19 protein-coding genes are annotated in these 18,657 nt (G+C 63.8%); 11 read left to right on the forward strand and 8 right to left on the reverse strand.

The features are described from left to right. Positions 1-21: 21 nt before the first annotated feature. Entirely contained in the window at positions 22-1,059 is a 1,038-nt protein-coding gene (locus tag BLR25_RS16410) for a hypothetical protein (protein WP_091939082.1), read from the forward strand. A gap of 95 nt (positions 1,060-1,154) precedes the next feature. Beyond that, complete coding sequence (ulaG, locus tag BLR25_RS16415) at positions 1,155-2,219, forward strand: L-ascorbate 6-phosphate lactonase (RefSeq protein WP_091939084.1); 1,065 nt, start codon at positions 1,155-1,157, stop codon at positions 2,217-2,219. A gap of 64 nt (positions 2,220-2,283) precedes the next feature. Here ulaG and BLR25_RS16420 read toward each other — a convergent pair whose 3' ends face one another. Both BLR25_RS16420 and BLR25_RS16425 read right to left on the reverse strand, forming a co-directional pair. Continuing rightward, complete coding sequence (locus BLR25_RS16420; protein WP_091939086.1) at positions 2,284-3,060, reverse strand: LytR/AlgR family response regulator transcription factor; 777 nt, start codon at positions 3,058-3,060, stop codon at positions 2,284-2,286. After that, the gene (locus BLR25_RS16425) at positions 3,057-4,025 is read right to left on the reverse strand and encodes a sensor histidine kinase (RefSeq protein WP_091939215.1); all 969 of its coding nucleotides are present in this window, start codon (positions 4,023-4,025) and stop codon (positions 3,057-3,059) included. Before BLR25_RS16425 ends, BLR25_RS16420 begins: the two co-directional genes overlap by 4 nt. Positions 4,026-4,149: 124 nt before the next feature. On the opposite strand from BLR25_RS16425, the gene argH reads away from it, so the two are divergent. Then, positions 4,150-5,553, forward strand: a complete 1,404-nt coding sequence (argH, locus tag BLR25_RS16430) for an argininosuccinate lyase (RefSeq protein WP_091939088.1) — start codon at positions 4,150-4,152, stop codon at positions 5,551-5,553. Between the two features lie 28 nt (positions 5,554-5,581). Here argH and BLR25_RS16435 read toward each other — a convergent pair whose 3' ends face one another. From BLR25_RS16435 to BLR25_RS16460, 6 genes are all read right to left on the reverse strand, one after another. Continuing rightward, positions 5,582-6,097 (reverse strand): hypothetical protein, encoded by a 516-nt coding sequence (locus BLR25_RS16435; RefSeq protein WP_091939090.1) that lies wholly within the window; start codon positions 6,095-6,097, stop codon positions 5,582-5,584. Between the two features lie 56 nt (positions 6,098-6,153). Next, positions 6,154-6,477: a Grx4 family monothiol glutaredoxin gene (gene grxD / locus BLR25_RS16440; protein ID WP_091939092.1), complete on the reverse strand. Its 324-nt coding sequence runs from the start codon at positions 6,475-6,477 to the stop codon at positions 6,154-6,156. Positions 6,478-6,540: 63 nt separating this feature from the next. Continuing rightward, positions 6,541-7,401, reverse strand: coding sequence for a peptide chain release factor N(5)-glutamine methyltransferase (gene prmC, locus BLR25_RS16445; protein WP_091939094.1), 861 nt, complete (start codon positions 7,399-7,401; stop codon positions 6,541-6,543). Then, complete coding sequence (gene prfA, locus BLR25_RS16450; protein ID WP_091939096.1) at positions 7,398-8,480, reverse strand: peptide chain release factor 1; 1,083 nt, start codon at positions 8,478-8,480, stop codon at positions 7,398-7,400. Before prfA ends, prmC begins: the two co-directional genes overlap by 4 nt. A 4-nt stretch (positions 8,481-8,484) precedes the next feature. Next, the gene (hemA, locus tag BLR25_RS16455) at positions 8,485-9,732 is read right to left on the reverse strand and encodes a glutamyl-tRNA reductase (protein WP_091939098.1); all 1,248 of its coding nucleotides are present in this window, start codon (positions 9,730-9,732) and stop codon (positions 8,485-8,487) included. A gap of 107 nt (positions 9,733-9,839) precedes the next feature. Continuing rightward, the gene (locus tag BLR25_RS16460; RefSeq protein WP_218122784.1) at positions 9,840-10,730 is read right to left on the reverse strand and encodes a LysR substrate-binding domain-containing protein; all 891 of its coding nucleotides are present in this window, start codon (positions 10,728-10,730) and stop codon (positions 9,840-9,842) included. A gap of 283 nt (positions 10,731-11,013) precedes the next feature. On the opposite strand from BLR25_RS16460, the gene BLR25_RS16465 reads away from it, so the two are divergent. The 8 genes from BLR25_RS16465 (at position 11,014) to BLR25_RS16500 (ending at position 18,651) form a co-directional block, all read left to right on the forward strand. Further along, positions 11,014-11,763 carry an SDR family NAD(P)-dependent oxidoreductase gene (locus BLR25_RS16465; protein WP_091939102.1) on the forward strand — a complete coding sequence of 250 codons (750 nt, stop codon included), beginning with the start codon at positions 11,014-11,016 and terminating at the stop codon, positions 11,761-11,763. A 95-nt stretch (positions 11,764-11,858) separates the two neighbouring features. Then, the gene (locus tag BLR25_RS16470) at positions 11,859-12,833 is read left to right on the forward strand and encodes a TRAP transporter substrate-binding protein (protein ID WP_091939104.1); all 975 of its coding nucleotides are present in this window, start codon (positions 11,859-11,861) and stop codon (positions 12,831-12,833) included. Between the two features lie 11 nt (positions 12,834-12,844). Continuing rightward, positions 12,845-13,411, forward strand: coding sequence for a TRAP transporter small permease (locus BLR25_RS16475; RefSeq protein WP_218122786.1), 567 nt, complete (start codon positions 12,845-12,847; stop codon positions 13,409-13,411). Continuing rightward, positions 13,408-14,667 (forward strand): TRAP transporter large permease, encoded by a 1,260-nt coding sequence (locus BLR25_RS16480; RefSeq protein ID WP_091939105.1) that lies wholly within the window; start codon positions 13,408-13,410, stop codon positions 14,665-14,667. The genes BLR25_RS16475 and BLR25_RS16480 overlap by 4 nt, the downstream gene beginning before the upstream one ends. Before the next feature lie 18 nt (positions 14,668-14,685). Next, positions 14,686-15,684 (forward strand): dihydroxyacetone kinase subunit DhaK, encoded by a 999-nt coding sequence (locus BLR25_RS16485; RefSeq protein ID WP_091939107.1) that lies wholly within the window; start codon positions 14,686-14,688, stop codon positions 15,682-15,684. A gap of 113 nt (positions 15,685-15,797) precedes the next feature. After that, positions 15,798-16,652 (forward strand): transketolase, encoded by an 855-nt coding sequence (locus tag BLR25_RS16490; protein ID WP_176785950.1) that lies wholly within the window; start codon positions 15,798-15,800, stop codon positions 16,650-16,652. Beyond that, entirely contained in the window at positions 16,649-17,602 is a 954-nt protein-coding gene (locus BLR25_RS16495) for a transketolase family protein (protein ID WP_091939109.1), read from the forward strand. Before BLR25_RS16490 ends, BLR25_RS16495 begins: the two co-directional genes overlap by 4 nt. An 89-nt stretch (positions 17,603-17,691) precedes the next feature. After that, entirely contained in the window at positions 17,692-18,651 is a 960-nt protein-coding gene (locus BLR25_RS16500) for a D-2-hydroxyacid dehydrogenase (RefSeq protein WP_091939111.1), read from the forward strand. The last annotated feature ends 6 nt before the right edge of the window (positions 18,652-18,657 follow it).

Genomic DNA, 18,657 nt, shown 5'->3' on the forward strand with positions numbered 1-18,657 from the left:
CCCACTTCACGAGGCTCGCCCATGAAAATCGAGAAACGCTTCCTCACCGAATTCAACCGCTGCTATGCCGCCAATCACCTCAGCGTCGACGCGCGCACGCGCATCCTGCTGGCGACCGAGGGCGAAGGCGCGTGCAAGGCCTGGACCGGCCCCGACTACAGCGAATCGCATAATGTCTGGGAAGGCCCCGGCGGCACCATGTCGATCGTGCCAATTCCCGGCACCAACGGCGAATTCCTGGCGGTGCAGAAGTTCTTCAAGATGTTCCAGTGGGAAGAAGCCAAGGTCGTGCACGTCAAGCCGCGCGCCGACGGCGGCTACGATGTCACCGACATCCTGGCGCTCCCTTACATCCACCGCTTCGATCTGCTGACGGTCGGCGGTCGCCACTATTTCATCGGTTGCACGCTGGCGACCAAAAAGGAATCCAAGGAAGACTGGTCGAACCCCGGCAAGATCTGGGTCGGCGAATATACCGGCCCCGGCCCGCTGCAGGTACGCGCACTCAAGGAAGGCCTGACGCAGAACCACGGCTACGACCGCCTGACGGTGGACGGCCGCATGTCCGGACTCGTCACCTGCCGCGAGGGCGCCTTCGAGGTCACGCCGCCGCAGACGCCCGGCGCCGACTGGCAGGTTGAACAGTTCATGGACTGGCCGATCAGCGACATCTCGACGATCGACATCGACGGCGACGGCGAACTCGAATTCGCCACGATCGAACCCTTCCACGGCGAGTATTTCCGCGTCTACAAGAAGATCGACGGCAAGTTCGTCCGCATCTTCGAGCACCCCGAAGTCACCGAGTTCTATCACGTCGTCGTCGGCGCCACGCTGGCCGGCACGCCGGTGTTCATCGGCGGCTGCCGCCGCGGCAAGCAACAGCTCTTCTACGTCAAGGCAAACCAGGCCGCGCCGCTCGCGCTCGAAGCCGTCGTCATTGAAGAAGGCGTCGGACCGAGCAACGTGCATGTGATCAACGAAGCCGGCCGCGACATCATCGTCGCCGCCAACCGGGAAAAAGGCGAGGCCGCGCTCTACTTCATCACCCCGGATTAAAAGAACCAAGATGATCTTGCAAAAAGATAGTTGTGATCATATTATTGCAAAATGATCGATCGATAAGATCAATATGAACATTTAAGGAGAATCGCATGGCAAAAGTGGACGAGATCACCAAGGAATCCTGGGTACTGAGCACGTTTCCGCAGTGGGGCACCTGGCTGAACGAGGAAATCGAGCGCGAAGTCGTCAAGCCCGGCACCTTCGCCATGTGGTGGCTGGCCTGCACCGGCATCTGGGTCAAGACCGACGGTAACACCAATATCTGTATCGACTTCTGGTGCGGCACCGGCAAGCGTTCGATGAAGAACCCGCTGATGGACCCGCATCACCAGATGGCGCGCATGAGCGGCTGCGTCGCGCTGCAACCCAACCTGCGCGTCTCGCCCTTCGTTCTCGATCCGTTCGCCATCAAGCAGATTGACGCTGTCATTTCGACGCACACCCACAACGATCACATCGACGTCAACGTTGCCGCCGCCGTGCTCAAGAACGTCGAAGCCAAGGTGCCGTTCATCGGTCCGAAGTCCTGCGCCGACCAATGGAAGAAGTGGGGCGTTCCCGCCGACCGCATCATCCAGGTCAAGCCGGGCGACGTCGTCAAGATCGGCGACATCGAACTCGTCGCGCTCGAATCCTTCGACCGCACGATGGCCATCACCCTGCCCAAGGAAGAGATCGCCAAGAACAAGATGCCGGTCGACATGGACGAAGTGGCGGTGAACTACCTCGTCAAGACGCCGGGCGGCAACCTCTACCACAGCGGCGATTCGCACTACTCGAACGGTTATGCCAAGCATGGCAACGAGTACAAGGTCGACGTCGCCCTCGGTTCCTACGGCGAGAATCCGCGCGGCATCACCGACAAGATGACTTCGTCGGACATCCTGCGCATGGCCGAGGCGCTCAATACCAAAGTCATCATCCCCTTCCACCATGACATCTGGTCGAACTTCATGGCCGATCCGATGGAAATCACCATGCTCTGGAAGATGAAGAAGGATCGCCTCAAGTACGGCTTCAAGCCTTACATCTGGCAGGTCGGCGGCAAGTTCGTCTTCCCGGAAAACAAGGACGACATGGAATTCCACTTCTACCGCGGCTTCGACGACGTGTTCACCAAGGACACCGACCTGCCCTTCCCGTCATTCCTGTAACGGTGGTCTCTTGAGGGATCTCGCACCCCGCTCCGGCGGGGTTTTTTTCGCCGCTTGCGCGCCGTCAGACCCGCGCGTTGATCGCCGCCGCTTTCACCAGCGGCCACTGGCGACGACTCACCGGCAATGCCTCTGGAATATCGCGCAAGACCGCCCGCCACTGCGTCTCACCCTCCGTCTCGCCGCCTTTCTCGAAGGCGACGATCGCCTCTCGCGCCGCCAGCACGCTGCGGTGCAAACGGATGAAGCGCACCGCGAATTCCTCTTCAAGGCGCACCAGCGATTCGTCGAGCACGTAGCTGCGCAGCGCCGTATGCGCGGTCACGTACTTGAGGCCGGCCTGCAGGTAGCGGATATCGACCACCGGGACGAGCAGCAGACGGCCACGCTCGTGACATGACAAATGCGTTCTTTCGCCGGGCTGGAGACTCGCCAGTACGAGATCCGGCACCGGCGTGCTCAGCCGGCGTGCCTTCCGCAGCGCGGCGACGAGGCGGGCGAGCCGCACCGGCTTGAGCAGATAGTCGATGGCGTTGAGATCGAAGGCCTGGAGCGCATAGCTGTCATAGGCGGTGACGAAGACCACGGCCGGCGGTCGCGCCATGCGCGAAATATGCCGGGCGAGTTCGATGCCATCCATTGCCGGCATGCGGATATCGACCAGCACGAGATCGATCTCGCGTTCGGCCAGCACCGCCAGCGCCAGCAGCCCGTTGGCCGCCTCGGCGACAACCGCGTTGGCTTCCTCTGCCGTCGCATCGGCAAGCAGGTCGCGCAAACGCGCGCGGGCCGGCGCCTCGTCGTCGACGATCAACACCGACAGCGCCGTCGCCGTATTCATGGTTGCCGCCGCCGCAGCGGAATGGCGATACGCACGCAGAACTGGCAGCCACCTTCGGGCAGTGTTTCCTGGCGTGCGTCGAGGCGAGCCTCAAGATCGTAAAACAGGTCCAGCCGCTCGCGGATATTGGCGATCGCCATGTGATGCCCGCCGCTGCCTTGGGGCGCCGACGCGCAGGGGTTGATCAGTTCGATCCGCAGGCTGTCATCTTCGCGGGCGAAACGCAGCTGCAGCGTGCCGCCCTCGGCCAGCGGTTCGATGCCGTGATAAACGGCGTTTTCGAGCAAGGGTTGCAGCATCAGCGGTGGCACCGCGACATTGGCCGGTACGTCGCGCACGTCCCAATCGACGCGCAGGCGCTCGCCCAGCCGCAGCTTTTCGAGATCGAGATACTGACGGCAGAAGGCGATCTCGTCGGCGAGCGGCAGCAGTTCACGCGGATCGCGCATGAGCACGCGGAAAAGCTCGGCGAGCTCCTCAAGCGCCGTCTCGGCGCGGCGCGGTTCGCTGCGGATCAGTCCGAGCACGGCATTGAGGCTGTTGAAGAGAAAATGCGGACGGATGCGGGCGGTCAGCGCCAGCAGCCGTGCCTCGGCAATCGCCGGCGAGAAGGCGCGGGCGCGCAGCGCAAAGTACGCCAGCATCAGCGCCGCAGCCAGCCCACCGAACAGCGCCGCACGCATGAAGCTGACATCGCCGCCGTCGAGGCCGAAGAAGCGCCAGGCGTCGGCCAGAAACAGGGACGACAGCGCCGCCAAGCCGATCACGCCAGCGCGCGCCAGCGCCAGCGGCCATGACAAGAGCAAGGGCGCGGCAGCGGCGAGCACGAGCAGATTGAGCAGCAACAAGGGCTGCACCCAGGCCGACAGGGCGACAAACTGCGTCGCCCAGTCGCCGAATCCGGCGCCGCGCACGAGCGCCGCGGCGGCCGCCATCGCGTTCACGCCGAGCAATGTCCGCAGCATGATGCCGACGTTGCGGAAGTCAGGGACCGGGTGCCCGGCCGACGAATGCTTTATACTTCGCATCTACCGAAAATTGGAAAACAAACAAGGTTTTCCCCATTCTAGCCCAAGCCATTACGCCATCATGACCGACACGCACAATTCGCCCACGCAATACACCTGGGCCGGCCGCTTCACCGAACCCATGTCCGAACTCGTCAAGCGCTACACCGCCTCGGTCAACTTCGACCAGCGCATGTGGCGGCAGGATATCCGGGGCTCGCTGGCGCATGCCAGGATGCTGGCGCGTCAAGGCATCATCGCCGCCGCCGACCTCGCCGACATCGAGCGCGGCATGGCACAGGTCGTTGCCGAGATCGAGTCGGGCGACTTCGTCTGGTCGCTCGACCTCGAAGACGTGCACCTCAACATCGAGAAGCGCCTGACCACGCTCGTCGGCGATGCCGGCAAGCGCCTGCATACCGGCCGCTCGCGCAACGACCAGGTGGCGACCGATATCCGTCTCTACCTGCGCGATGCGATCGACGACATCCTGACGCTGATCAAGGCCTTCCAGACCAACCTGCTCGACCTCGCGGAACGCGAGGCAGCGACGCCGATGCCCGGTTGCACCCACCTGCAGGTCGCCCAGCCGGTGACTTTCGGCCACCACCTGCTGGCCTGGTTCGAGATGACCCGCCGCGACGGCGAACGCTTTGTCGACGTCCGCAAGCGCGTCAACGTCCTGCCGCTCGGCGCCGCCGCGCTGGCCGGCACGACCTATCCGATCGACCGCGAATTCGTCGCCGCCGAACTCGGCTTCGCCGGCGTCTGCGAGAACTCGCTCGACGCCGTCTCCGACCGCGATTTCGCCATCGAATTCTGCGCCGCCGCGTCGCTGCTGATGATGCATTTCTCGCGCATGTCGGAAGAATTGGTGTTGTGGATGAACCCGCGCTTCGGCTTCGTCCGCATCGCCGACCGCTTCTGCACCGGCAGTTCGATCATGCCGCAGAAGAAGAACCCCGACGTGCCCGAACTCGCGCGCGGCAAGACCGGCCGCGTCTACGGCCATCTGATGTCGCTCTTGACGCTGATGAAGGGCCAGCCGCTCGCCTACAACAAGGACAACCAGGAAGACAAGGAACCGCTGTTCGACGCGGTCGACACCGTCACCGACACGCTGCGCATCTTCGCCGAGATGATCGCCGGCGTCAGCGCCCGTCCTGAGAACATGCGCGATGCCTTGCGCCAGGGCTTCGCCACGGCCACCGATCTCGCCGACTACCTGACGCGCAAGGGCCTGCCCTTCCGCGACGCGCACGAAGCGGTCGGACTTGCGGTCAAGCGCGCCGAGGAACGCGGCGTCGATCTGCCGCAGCTGCCGCTGGCAGAACTGCAGACCTTCTCGCCGATGATCGAGGAAGACGTTTTCACCGTACTGACGGTCGAAGGCTCGCTCGCCTCACGCAAGCACATCGGCGGCACCGCGCCCGAGCAGGTGCGCGCGGCGATCACGCGCGCACGTCAGCGGCTGGCAACGGCTTAGAGCGAGCGCAGGAACGGCGCCTCCGGCCTCAGGGAGAACACGAGGGCACGATGCGCCGACCGTCAAGATCGGGTAGCGAATAGGTCGAGCGCACCCGTCCGGTCGTGCCGTCGAAAAGTACATCGAACTTCGCGGCCTTCCACCAGGCGTCGCAATACCGCCATTCCCAGACCAGTTCGTCGCGCGCCTCGAAATACACGGTCCAAGCCGGAAACGACGGACCGAGCAGACGCAGGACATCCTCCTGCGTGCTTTTTCCGGACTCGATCTGCGAAAAATGGGCCTGATCGAGGACCTGCTCGACGCGCTCGATCACACCGTCCGGAGCAACGAACACCATGTGCGTCGTGAAGCCCGCAGGGCCGCCGGGGTAAGCCAACTGCATGCTGCCGTCGGCATTCACCCAGCGCATCGCCGGCGGTCCGAAGGTCGCCAGCACATCGGACACGCTGCTGGTGCCAGCCTTCAGATTGCCGAGGGAATGAAACGAGCATGCCGACAGCCCCGCCAGGCAGACTACCGCAAGAATCGTTCTGAGGCTCACTGCACGCCCTCGATCAGAAAATCGGCACCGACGATAGCGATGCCGACGCCTTCATGTCAATCCGGCGCGGCGATGCCGACAAGCATCTGCTGGAGTTCGCCGGCCTGGTACATTTCGCGCATGATGTCGCAACCGCCGACGAACTCGCCGCGGATATACAGCTGCGGAATCGTCGGCCAGTTGGAGAACTGCTTGACGCCTTCGCGGATCTCGGGTTCTTCAAGCACATTCACGCTGAAGAACAGGGGCAGGTTGCAGGCCTGCAGGATCTGCACCGCCGTCGCCGAAAACCCGCACATCGGCTGGCGCGGCGTTCCCTTCATGTAAAGCACGACCGGGTTCGTCGTCACCTGCTGCTTGATCAGTTCCTGCACATCCATGAATTACCTCGTCTTGATGGGTTGTTTGAAGCTTGAAATTCTACCGGCGAAATACCGGCGGGGTTAGCCCGCAGCGCCGTCGACGCCTTCGCCGAACGTTCCGCCGCTGACCCGCTCGATGCCGGCCTCGTCGCGCCATGACGCAATCTCGCGAAAACCGGCCGCCGCGAGCCGTTCCCGCACTTTGACCGCCTGATCGTAGCCGTGTTCCATCAGCAGCCAGCCCCCCGGCGCGAGATGCGCGGAGGCACCGTCGATGATCGCGGCAAGGCAGGCCATGCCGTCGCCGCCCAGCACCTGATCGGTGAGCGCGCCCTGCGGCTCGAAGGGCAGGCCGTCGCCGGCCAGATGCGGGTCGCCGTCGGCAATGTACGGCGGGTTTGAAACGATCAGGTCGAAACGCTCGCCCGCGAGCGGCGCATACCAGTCGCCTTCGAGAAAACGGATCGCGGCGCCGTGTCTCACGGCATTGCTTTGCGCCACCGCGAGCGCCGCCGCCGAGACATCGACCGCCGTCAGTGCCGCCGCCGGGCAACGTTTGGACAGCACGACCGGAATGATGCCGGAGCCGGTACCGAGATCGACGATACGCGCCGTCGGCAGGCGCACGGCACGCTCGGCGGCAAGGTTCACGAGCACCTCGGTGTCGGGGCGCGGAATCAGCACCGCCGGCGAAACCGCGAATTCGAGACCGGCGAACCAGGCACTACCGAGCAGATAGGCGAGCGGTTCGCCGTTTTCCCGACGCGCCACCAGCGCGTCAAAGTGCCAGACCTGATCCTCGCTCATGAGCCGCTCGGGATGGGCGATCAGGTCAGCATGGGAGCAGACGCACACCGTTTCAAGCAGGCTGCGCGCCTCGCCGCGGCCGATGCGCTGCGATGCCTGTCGCCAGGCCTCGCCGATCGACGCGGCGCCGCTCATTCGGTGTCGGCGAGCGCGGCGAGCTGATCCGCCTGATGTTCGGTCGTCAGCGCGCCGATCAGTTCGTCGAGATCGCCGTCCATGATCGCGTCGATCTTGTACAGCGTCAGGTTGATACGATGGTCGGTCACCCGGCCTTGCGGGAAGTTGTAGGTACGGATGCGTTCCGAACGGTCGCCGCTGCCGATCAGGTTCTTGCGCGTCGAGGCGATCTTGGCGTGGCGTTCGCGTTCCTGCGCGTCGCGGATACGCGAAGCCAGCACCGCCATCGCCTGCGCCTTGTTCTGGTGCTGCGAGCGGCCATCCTGGCATTCGACGACGAGGCCGGTCGGCAGGTGGGTGATACGCACCGCCGAGTCGGTCTTCTGGATGTGCTGACCGCCGGCGCCCGACGCCCGGAAGGTGTCGATGCGAATGTCGTTGGCGTTGATCTGCACGTCCTCGAGCGCGTCGGCTTCCGGCATCACCGCCACCGTACACGCCGAGGTGTGGATGCGGCCTTGCGACTCGGTCTCGGGCACGCGCTGAACGCGGTGACCGCCCGACTCGAACTTCAGCCGTGCATAGACGCCGTTACCGGCGATACGGGCGATGACTTCCTTGTAGCCGCCGAGTTCGGATTCATTGGCCGAGACGACCTCGACCTGCCAGCGTTGGCGCTCGGCGAAACGCGTGTACATGCGGAAGAGACTGCCGGCGAACAGCGCCGACTCGTCGCCGCCCGTACCGGCACGGATTTCGAGGAAGATGTTGCGCTCGTCGTTGTCGTCCTTCGGCAGCAGCAGCTTCTGCAGATCGAGTTCGATTTCGGGCAGGCGCGCTTTCGCCGCCTTCATTTCCTCTTCGGCCAGATCCTTCATTTCCGGGTCGGCCATCATTTCCTGCGCCGACGCGAGATCCGCCTCGGTCTGCTGCCAGCTTTGATAGAGCGCAACCACCGGTCCCAACTCGGCATGCTCACGCGAGAGCTTGCGGTACTGGTCCATGTCCCGCGTCGCCTCGCCACTGGCGAGGATGCGGTCGAGTTCGTCAAGCCGCCCGACCAGGCTCTCGAGCTTGTCGCGAATGCTTTGTTTCATACGCTCAGTCAGAATGCAAGTGGAATAGCCTGGAAATCAGCGCCTGTTGTTCGCTGCGGTTCCCGTCGGCCTGGTGCAGCGCCTGGGTCGGCGCGTGCAGGAATTTGTTGGTCAGGCGCTGCGACAGCTGTTCGAGGACGGCGGCCGGATCGTCGCCGCGCGCCAGCAGCTTGAGCGCGTGATCGAGCTCATGCCGGCGCATGCGCTCGGCACTGTCGCGCAACGCCCGGATCAGCGGCACGCTGTCGCGCGCATGCAACCAGTGCAGGAAAGCATCGACGCGGGCATCGACGATCGTCTCGGCGCTGACCACGGCCGACTGGCGGGCTTCCATGCCCTCCTCGACGATCTGCGCGAGGTCGTCGACGGTGTAGAGGAAAACGTCGTCGAGTTCCCCGACTTCGACTTCGACGTCGCGCGGCACGGCCAGGTCGACCATGAACATCGGCCGGTGGCGGCGCGACTTGATCGCACGCTCGACGAGACCGAGGCCGAGGATCGGCAACTGGCTGGCCGTGCAGGTAATGACAATGTCGAATTCCTGCAAGCGGCCGGCAACGTCTTCGAGGCGGATCGCCGTCGCGCCGAAGCGCTCGGCCAGGGCCCGCCCACGATCGACAGTACGGTTGGCGACAACGATCTGCTTCGGCTTCTGGGCGGCGAAATGCGTGGCGCACAACTCGATCATCTCGCCGGCGCCGATGAACAGTACGCGCTGCTCGTCGATGCGTTCGAAGATACGGCCGGCCAGGCGCACGGCGGCGGCGGCCATCGAAACGATATTGGCACCGATCGCCGTCGTCGAGCGGACATCCTTGGCAACGGCAAAAGAGTTCTGGAAGAGCTTGTTGAGCGTCGCGCCGAGCGATCCTTCTTCACGCGCGATGCGTACCGCTTCCTTCATCTGCCCAAGGATCTGCGGCTCGCCGAGCACCATCGAATCGAGACCGCTGGCAACGCGGAAGGCATGGCGCACGGCCTCGCGCTCGGGATGCACGTACAGATAGGGCGCGATGTCGTCCGGCGCCAGCCGGCGATACTCGGCCAGCCACTGGCTGACGCGTTCCGGCGACTCGGCCTGGCAGTACAGTTCGGTCCGGTTGCAGGTCGACAGGATCGCCGCCTCCTGCGCGCGCGCACCGCCGAGCAGGTCGCCGAGCGCACGCCGCAATTCCTCGGCATGGAATGCCACCTGCTCACGCACCGAAAGCGGTGCCGTGCGGTGATTGATACCGAGAGTGAAAAGGGCCATGGGAATGCGTCGGGAAGAAATTCAAAGACCGTCGGTCTGCGGGAAAAACGAGCAGGATTATAGCATTCGCCCCTCGCCTCCCGACCAACCGCGGCGTTGTGGCAGCGCTACAGCGACTGCTCCGCCTGTTCGCGCAGCCAGACGAGAAACTGCGCCACCTCCTGGCGTTGGGCATTGCGTTCGGGATAGACGACGAAATGGGCGTGGACGCGGATTCCCCAGTCGGCATGGAAGACCGGCAACAACTGGCCGTTGGCGATATGCTGCGCGGCGATCTTCTGGCTTTCCAGGGCAATGCCGAAGCCCTGCACCGCCGCTTCGAGCGACATCGCTGCCCGGTCGAAACGGAAGGCAAAACGTTCGGGGACGGTGTCGATGCCGCGACTGGAAAACCAGTCGCGCCACTGAACGACGCTGACGGTCGACTGGATCAGGGGGCGTTCCAGGAGATCGGTCGGCGAATGCACCGGCTCGCGCATCAGAAGATCGGGGCTCGCCAGCGGCAGGATGTTCTCCTCGAAGATCGGCTCGACGACGAGGTTCGGCCAGTCCGGCACGCCATAGCGGATATCGACGTCCACCTGCCCCAGGGCGAAATCGGAATTGACCGGCGAGGCCGACAGCGACAGTGCGATGTCGCGGTGCGCGCGCACGAAAGCCCCCAGGCGCGGCATCAGCCACAGGCTGGCGATGCTGGTGCTGGCATGAACGTTGAGGCTGTTCTTGACGCCCTTGCGGATGTCATTGGTGGCGCTGCCGATCGCACCGAGCGCCGCCGCCACGCGCTTGAGGTAATCCTCGCCGGCCTTGCTGAGCGCGATGCCCTTCGACAGCCGCTCGAACAGCAGGAATCCGAGAAACTGCTCCAGCTTGGCGATCTGGTGGCTGACCGCCGAGGGTGTCAGGAACAGCTCTTCCGCCGCGCGGGCAAAACTGAGCCGACGGGCCACGGTTTCAAACACGACGAGCGCATCGAGCGGCGGGAGATCGGATTTCACGCAGGCCCTCAGTGAAAATAATTCATCGGCCGAACAATAAGCCATCCGCATTGAACCGACAAGATGGCCAAGGCCGCCACCGGCCGTTCGTGACCTCGGAAAAAGCTTGCCACCGGCTACGAGAAAAATTTGCTGTAACGATTCAGCACCATGTCATGACTGCAAAAGCATCCCGGCGTGAAATAAATTCACCGGTCCCTGAAATTTTATCGCTTGCGCGGCTTTCACCGTCTGCACAACCATGAGCAACGTTTTCACCACAGCAAAAAAAGGGACACGTCAAATGCTACTTGCCAATCGCGTTGCAATCGTTACCGGCGGTGCCGGGGTCAATGGGCTGGGTTTCTGCACCGCCCGCATGATGGCCGAACAAGGCGCCAAGATCGTCATCATGGATCTGGCCGTCGCCAATCCGCAGCAATCGGCCGACCTGCTCGGCGCGGGCCACCTGGGCGTCGTCGGCGACGTCACCAAGAAGGACCAGTGCGAAGCCGCCATCCAGCAGATCCTCGCCAAGTTCGGCCGCATCGACATTCTCGTCAATAACGCCGGCATCACCCAGCCGCGCAAGACCGTCGACATCACCGACAGCGACTACGACGCCGTCCTCGACGTCAGCCTGCGCGGCACGATGCACATGTCACAAGCGGTGATCCCGGTCATGCAGAAGCAGAAATCCGGCTCGATCGTCTGCATCTCGTCGGTCTCGGCGCAGCGCGGCGGCGGCATCCTCGGCGGCCCCCACTACTCGGCCGCCAAGGCCGGCGTGCTCGGTCTCGCCCGCGCCATGGCGCGCGAATTCGGCGGCGACGGCATCCGCGTCAATTGCGTCTCGCCCGGCCTCATCGCCACCGACATCAACAAGGGCAAGATCCCCGAAGACCGCCGCGCCTCGATCCTCGAATCGATCCCGCTGAACCGCATCGGCGAACCGGCCGACATCGGCGGCGCCTGCCTGTTCCTCGCCAGCGACCTCGCCAAGTATTGCACTGGCATCACGCTGGATGTTAACGGCGGTATGCTGATCCACTAATCTGGCAACTTGCAGCACCCACGTGGTTCCCGACCGGGAACCACGTTTTTCATCAACAGCAGAACGCCATCAAAAAGGCGTGGAGGAGTCGGACAATGAAACGTAAATGCCTCGCTCTACTTGTTGCACTCATGACCGTTGCTGGCGGCGCCCTCGCCCAGCAGCCGATCAAGCTCACCCTCGGTCACGGCGCAGCGCCGGGCAACCCGCGTCATGAAGCGGCGGTGCTCTTCGCCGACCGCGTCAAGGAAAAGACCGCCGGCCGCTATACCGTGTTCGTCGCCCACTCGGCACAGCTCGGTGATGACGCTGCCATGGTCACGGCCCTGCGCTCGGGTTCGCTCGACATGTCGGCCAACAGCCAGGGCGCGATCTCGGCCGCCGTGCCGGAATATGCCGCACTCGGTCTGCCCTTCCTCTTCGCCAACATCGAAAAGGCCTGGAAGCTGCTCGACAGCCCGGTCGGCAAGGAACTCGCCGACAAGACCGCCGCCAAGGGCATGGTCGTCCTCGGTTACTGGGACAATGGCATCCGCCACATCACCAACAGCAAGCGCGCGATCAAGACGCCGGCCGACGTCAAGGGCCTGAAGATCCGCACCCCGCCGGATCCCGTCACCGTCGACATCATGCAGGCGCTCGGCGCCGACGCGCAGCAGATCAAGTTCGCCGAACTCTATGTCGCGCTGCAGCAGGGCGTCGTCGATGGTCAGGAAAATCCGCTGACCAACATCGTTTCGTCCAAGCTCTACGAAGTCCAGAAATTCCTCTCGCTGTCCGGCCACAAGTACGAAGTGACGCCGTTCCTGATGGGCAAGCGCGCCTGGGAGAAGCTGACCCCGGCCGACCAGAAGGTCTTCCAGGATGCCGCCAATGAAGCGACCGTGCTGCAGCGCAAGCTCTCGAAGGAAGCCGACGAGAAGCTGCTGGTCGAACTCAAGGGCAAGGGTGTCCAGGTCGACATGGTTGACCGCGCCCAGTTCGTCACCGCGACCAAGCCGGTCTATGACAAGTGGCTGACAGGACCGGTCGGCGATTTCGCCAAGCGCGTCGTCGAAGCGAGCAAGTAAGGATGACCTCCGTGAATCATACGGAATCTTCCGGCGCGAGCCCCGAAAGGGGTTCGCCCTCGGCGATGGCGGTGCTGATGGCCGTCGTCGACCGGGGCATCGGCGCCCTCTGCCGCACCATGTTGTATCTCACCATGTCGATCGTCTTCGCCATCCTGAGCGTCAACGTCGGTCTGCGCTACGTCGCCGGTACCAGCCTGTCATGGGCGTCGGAACTGCCCGAGCTGCTGTTTCCCTGGATGATCGTTGCCGGTGTCGTCCTGGCCGCGCAACACGGTTCGCATATCGCCGTGGTGCTCGTCACCCAGAAACTGTCGGACAACCTGCGTCGCTGGGTACTCTCCGGCGGTTCGCTGATCGTCATCGGCCTCTACGGCTACATGGCCACCATCGCCTGGCCGCTGCTCGAAATTGCCCATGACGAACGCACCCCGGTCCTGCAAGTCCCCGGCTCGATCACCGTCAGCGCGCTGATGGTCGGATTCTTCATGCTCGCCGTGGTGACGCTGATCCGTCTGCCCGGCCTCTGGAATCCCGACCGCAACGCCCACCTTGAGAACGCGGGAGACCACTCATGACCGGCGTCATCATTACTCTCTTCATCATTGCCGCGCTGATCTCGATCCCGATTGCGCACGCGCTGGTGCTCGCCTCTGTCGGCGGTCTGCTGATCATCGACCGTGTGCCGGTCCATCTGGCCATCGAGCAGATGATCACGCAGATGCAGAGCTTCCCGCTGATCGCCATCCCGTTCTTCATGCTGACCGGCGCCCTGATGGTCAGCGGACGCCTCGGCCAGAGCCTCGTCAATCTGCTCTCGATGATGATCGGCCGCGTGCATGGCGGGCCGGCGCAAGTCGGCGTGCTCTCCTCGACGATCTTCGGCGGCGTTTCCGGTTCGGCCGTGGCCGACGCTTCGGCGATCGGTTCGATGCTGATCCCCTGGCTGAAGAACCTCGGCTACCCGGCGCCTTTCGCGGCCGGCACGCTGGCCGCCGCGGCGACGATCGACATCCTGATCCCGCCGTCGATCCCGATGATCATCTACGCCCTCGTCTCGGGTGCGTCGATCGGCTCGCTGTTCGTCGCCGGCATCCTGCCGGGTCTCCTGATGTGCGGCTTCTTCATGGCCATCTGCTACGTCCAGGGACGCCGCCGCAACTTCCCGCGCGACACCACGCCCTTCGCCTGGGATGCCTTCTGGGTGCAGCTCGGCCAGGCCGGTCCCGCGCTGGCGATGCCGGTCCTGATCATCATCTTCCTGCGTTTCGGCATCGCCACGCCGACCGAGGTCAGCGTCATGTCGACGCTCTACGCCCTGGTCGTCTCCGGCATCGTCTATCACGACCTGACGCTGGAAAAGATCAAGGCCGCCACCGTCGAAGCGGGCATCGCCACCGGCGTCGTGCTACTGATCATCATGGCCTCCAGCGTCGTCGGCTGGGTCGTCACCTACGAGCAGTTGCCGGCGCAATTTACCGAGTACGCGACCGAAACGCTGCGCGAACCGTGGCTGATCATCCTCGCGATGAACGGCATCATGCTCGGCACCGGCATGTTCATCGACCTGCCCGCCGCCGTGCTGCTGCTGACGCCGATGTTCGTCCCCCTGGCCTCGGCCGTCGGCATGGACACGGTCCAGCTCGGCATCATGATGATCGTCAATCTGTCGATCGGGCTGTATCACCCACCCATCGGCACGACCCTGTTCATCACCAGCTCGATCGCCAAGGTGCGGATCGGCGATGTGGTCGTCGAACTCATCCCGTTCTACATCGTCGCCTTCGGTTTGTTGCTGGGCTTCGCTTACCTGCCCTGGCTGACGATCCGCTGACGAGTACAGGCCAAGGTCATGAACCGCGTCATCAACAACCCCGGTCTCGTCGTCGATGACATGCTCAAGGGCGTGCTCGCCGCTTATCCGCAGCTCGAAGCGGCGGCGGCCAACCCCAGGGTGATCAAGCGCACCTGTGCGCCGATCGCCGGCAAGGTTGGCATCGTCACCGGCGGCGGCGCGGGTCATGAACCGGCCTTTCTCGGCTACGTCGGCGAGAATCTGGTCGACGCGGTGGCGATCGGCGAAATCCTTTCGTCGCCGACAGCCAACAGCTTCTTCGAAGCTTTCTGCGCCGCCGACGGCGGCAAGGGCATCGCCTGCCTGTACGGCAATTATGCGGGCGACGCGATGAACGTCTCGATGGCACTCAAGATGGCCGAACTTGCCGGCATCCGCGTCAGGACGGTCGTCGCCAACGACGACGTCGCCTCGGCGCCCAAAGGCAAGGAAGCCGAACGGCGTGGCGTCGCCGGCGAGTTGCTGATGCTGAAGACCGCCTCGGCCTGCGCATCGCTCGGCGGCTCGCTTGACGACGTCATCGCCATCGCGCAGAAGACGATCGACCACACGCGCAGCATCGGCATCGGCCTCAAGCCCTTCGTCATCCCGGCGGTCGGCAAGGCCAACTTCCGCATCGGCGACGGCAAGATGTCGATCGGCGTCGGGCTGCGCGGCGAGCCCGGCATCCGCCTCGACGACGTCGTTTCGGCCGACGAGATGGCAAGCCTGATGGTCGACGCCGTCGTCACCGACCTGCCGTTCCCGCCGGGCAAGCGCGTCGCCGTGCTGCTCACCGGCCTCGGTGCGACACCGCTCATGGAGCAGTACATCCTCTATGCCAGTGTCACCCGTTATCTCGGCGAAGCGGGCCTCACCGTCGCCGTGCCGCTGATCGGAAATTTCTTCACCTCGCTGGAGATGACGGGCGTCGCGCTGTCCGTCCTCCTGCTCGACGAAGAGCTGGAACGCTACATGAAGCACCCCTGTGCCTCGATCGGACTCAAGCAGACCTAGACGCCCACCCACCGCGCCGGAAATGGCCATTACACAAAGATTTCATGCCGCGGCACCCGCCATGGCAGCCGTCATACAACCTGGTTTCTGTTTCTTACTGAAGGAGTCTCACTATGGAAAACCCGTCGAACCTATCGTTCGATGCCCGCGTGGACCGGCTCAACAAGATCGCTCAAGAGCTGAGAATGCACGTCGTGGACATGGTCTACACGGCACAATCGGGCCACATCGGCGGATCGCTGTCGGCCGCCGACTTCGTCGCCGCGCTGTACTTCGACCTGATGAACCTCGATCCGGCCAACCCCGGCTGGGCTGATCGCGACCGCTTCGTCCTGTCCAAGGGCCACGTCTGCCCGATCTGGTACGCGGCGCTGGCCGTGCGCGGTTTCTTCCCGGTCGAGGAATTGAAGACGCTGCGCAAGAACAACAGCCGCCTGCAAGGCCATCCGATCGCCACCTACCTGCCCGGCCTCGACGCCTCGGCCGGTTCGCTCGGCATCGGCTTCGCCCAGGCTGTCGGCATTGCCATGGAAGGCAAGCTGATGCGCAAGAAGGACTACAAGGTCTATACCGTGCTCGGCGACGGCGAAATCAATGAAGGCATCATCTGGGAAAGCTCGCTGGCTGCCGCCAAGTTCAAGCTCGACAACCTGGTCGCCATCATCGACATCAACAACCTGCAACTCGACGGCACGCTGGCCGAAGTCATGCCGACCGAACCGATCGACGAGAAATTCCGCGCGCTCGGTTTCGACGTGCTGAAGATGAACGGACACGACATGGCCGACGTCCTCACGACCTTGATGAAGGCCAAGCGCGCCTGCTCGGGCAAGCCGACCTGCGTCCTCGCCTACACCGTCAAGGGCAAGGGCGTCAGCTTCATGGAGAACCAGCTCGACTGGCACGGCAAGGCGCCGAACGAAGCGCAGTACACACAAGCGATCGCAGAACTGAAAGGAGCCGCATGATGGACTTTGCCGCCGCCAAGAGCCCGACCCGCAAGGTCTTTGCCGAACGCATGACCGCCCGCGGAGACACCGACAGCGAATTCGTGGTCTTTGAATCCGACCTCGCCAAGTCGACCTACTCCTACATCTTCAAGGACAAGCACCCCGAGCGCTACTTCAACATGGGCATCGCCGAGATCGGCACTGTCGCCTCGGCCGCCGGCATGGCCGCCGAAGGACGCAATGTCGTCGTCTGCGGTTATGGCGTCTTCATCACCATGCGCGCGCTGGAAGCGATCCGTTCGTTCATCTGCTATCCGCACCTGAACGTCAAGTTTCTCTCCAGCCACGGCGGCCTGACCGCCGCCATCGACGGTGTCACGCACCAGGCAACCGAGGACATCGCCTTCATGACGACGATCCCGCAGATGAAAGTGCTGGTGCCCGCCGACAGCGCCTCGGCCGCCGCCGCCTTCGACATCGCGCTCGACACACCGGGACCGGTGTTCACCCGCCTGATGCGCGATCCGCTGTTCGAACTCTACGGACCGGGCGAATCCTTCAAGCTCGGCGGTTCCAAGGTCGTACGCAAGGGCAAGGACGTCACCATCGCCACCTACGGCGACATGGTCTTCCAGTCGCTGCTCGCCGCCGACGAACTCGCCAAACAGGGCATCGATGCCGAAGTCATCGACTTCTATTCGCTCAAGCCCTGGGACCAGGCGACGCTCGCCGAATCGCTGAAGAAGACCGGCGCGCTCGTTGTCGCCGAGAACCATCAGCGCCGCAACGGCTTCGGTTACGAAGCCGCCGTGTGGACACTGATGAATAATCCGGTGCCGACCGAACTGATCGGCCTGGAGGACACCTTCGCCGAAAGCGGCAGCTATCCGATCACGATCGACAAGTTCGGCCTGTCCGGACCCAAGATCGCTGCGAAGACCGCCGCGCTGGTGGCGAAGAAGCGCTAAGCATCCGTCGCCACCGACTTCCCTTCCACCCTGTTCTGCCCGGCAGCCTCGGCTGACCGGGCAAGACACCGACGCCAAGGAAACTCCTCATGAAAATCGTCGTTCTCGATGGATACACCCTCAACCCCGGCGACCTCAGCTGGTCCGGCATCGAGCAGTTCGGCGAGGTCGTCGTCCATGACCGCACGGCCCCGGAACAGATCATGGAGCGCCTCGCCGGCGCCGAGATCGTCTTCACCAACAAGACGCCGCTGACGCGCGAGCACTTCGCCGCCAACCCGCAACTCCGCTTCGTCGGCGTGCTGGCGACCGGCTACAACGTCGTCGACATCGTCACCGCCAAGGAACGCAAGATCCCGGTCTGCAACATCCCGACCTACGGCACGATGGCCGTGGCGCAGTTCGCTGCCGCGCTGATGCTCGAACTCTGTCATCGCGTCGGCCGTCACGCCGACAGCGTCAAGGCCGGCGACTGGTCGCGCGGAAACGACTTCTGCTACTGGCTGAACCCGCTCATCGAACTCGACGGCAAGACCCTCGGCGTCGTCGGTTTCGGCCGCATCGGCCAGGCCTTCGGTCGCATCGCCCAAGCGTTTGGCATGAAGATCATCGCCGTCGACGAGTACCCCAACAAGGCGCTCGAATCGGCGACGCTGCGTTACGGAACGCTCGACGAACTCTACGCCGAAGCCGACGTCATCAGCCTGCACTGCCCGCTCTTCGACAACAACAAGGGCATGATCAACAAGAGCGCCATCGCCAAGATGAAGCCCGGCGTGCTGATCCTCAACACCTCGCGCGGACCGCTGATCAACGAAGCCGACCTCGCCGAAGCGCTGGCTGCCGGCAAGGTCGCCGGTGCAGGTGTCGACGTGCTGTCGTCGGAACCGCCGGCGCTGACCAACCCCTTGCTCTCGGCGCCAAACTGCATCGTCACCCCGCACATCGCCTGGGCGACCAAGGAAGCGCGTTCGCGCCTGATGGACATCGCCACCGACAACCTCGCCGCCTTCCTCAAAGGCGCGCCGAAGAACGTCGTCAATCCCTGAGAAACC

Origin of the sequence: Propionivibrio dicarboxylicus (genome assembly GCF_900099695.1) — a bacterium.
Lineage (GTDB): Bacteria > Pseudomonadota > Gammaproteobacteria > Burkholderiales > Rhodocyclaceae > Propionivibrio > Propionivibrio dicarboxylicus.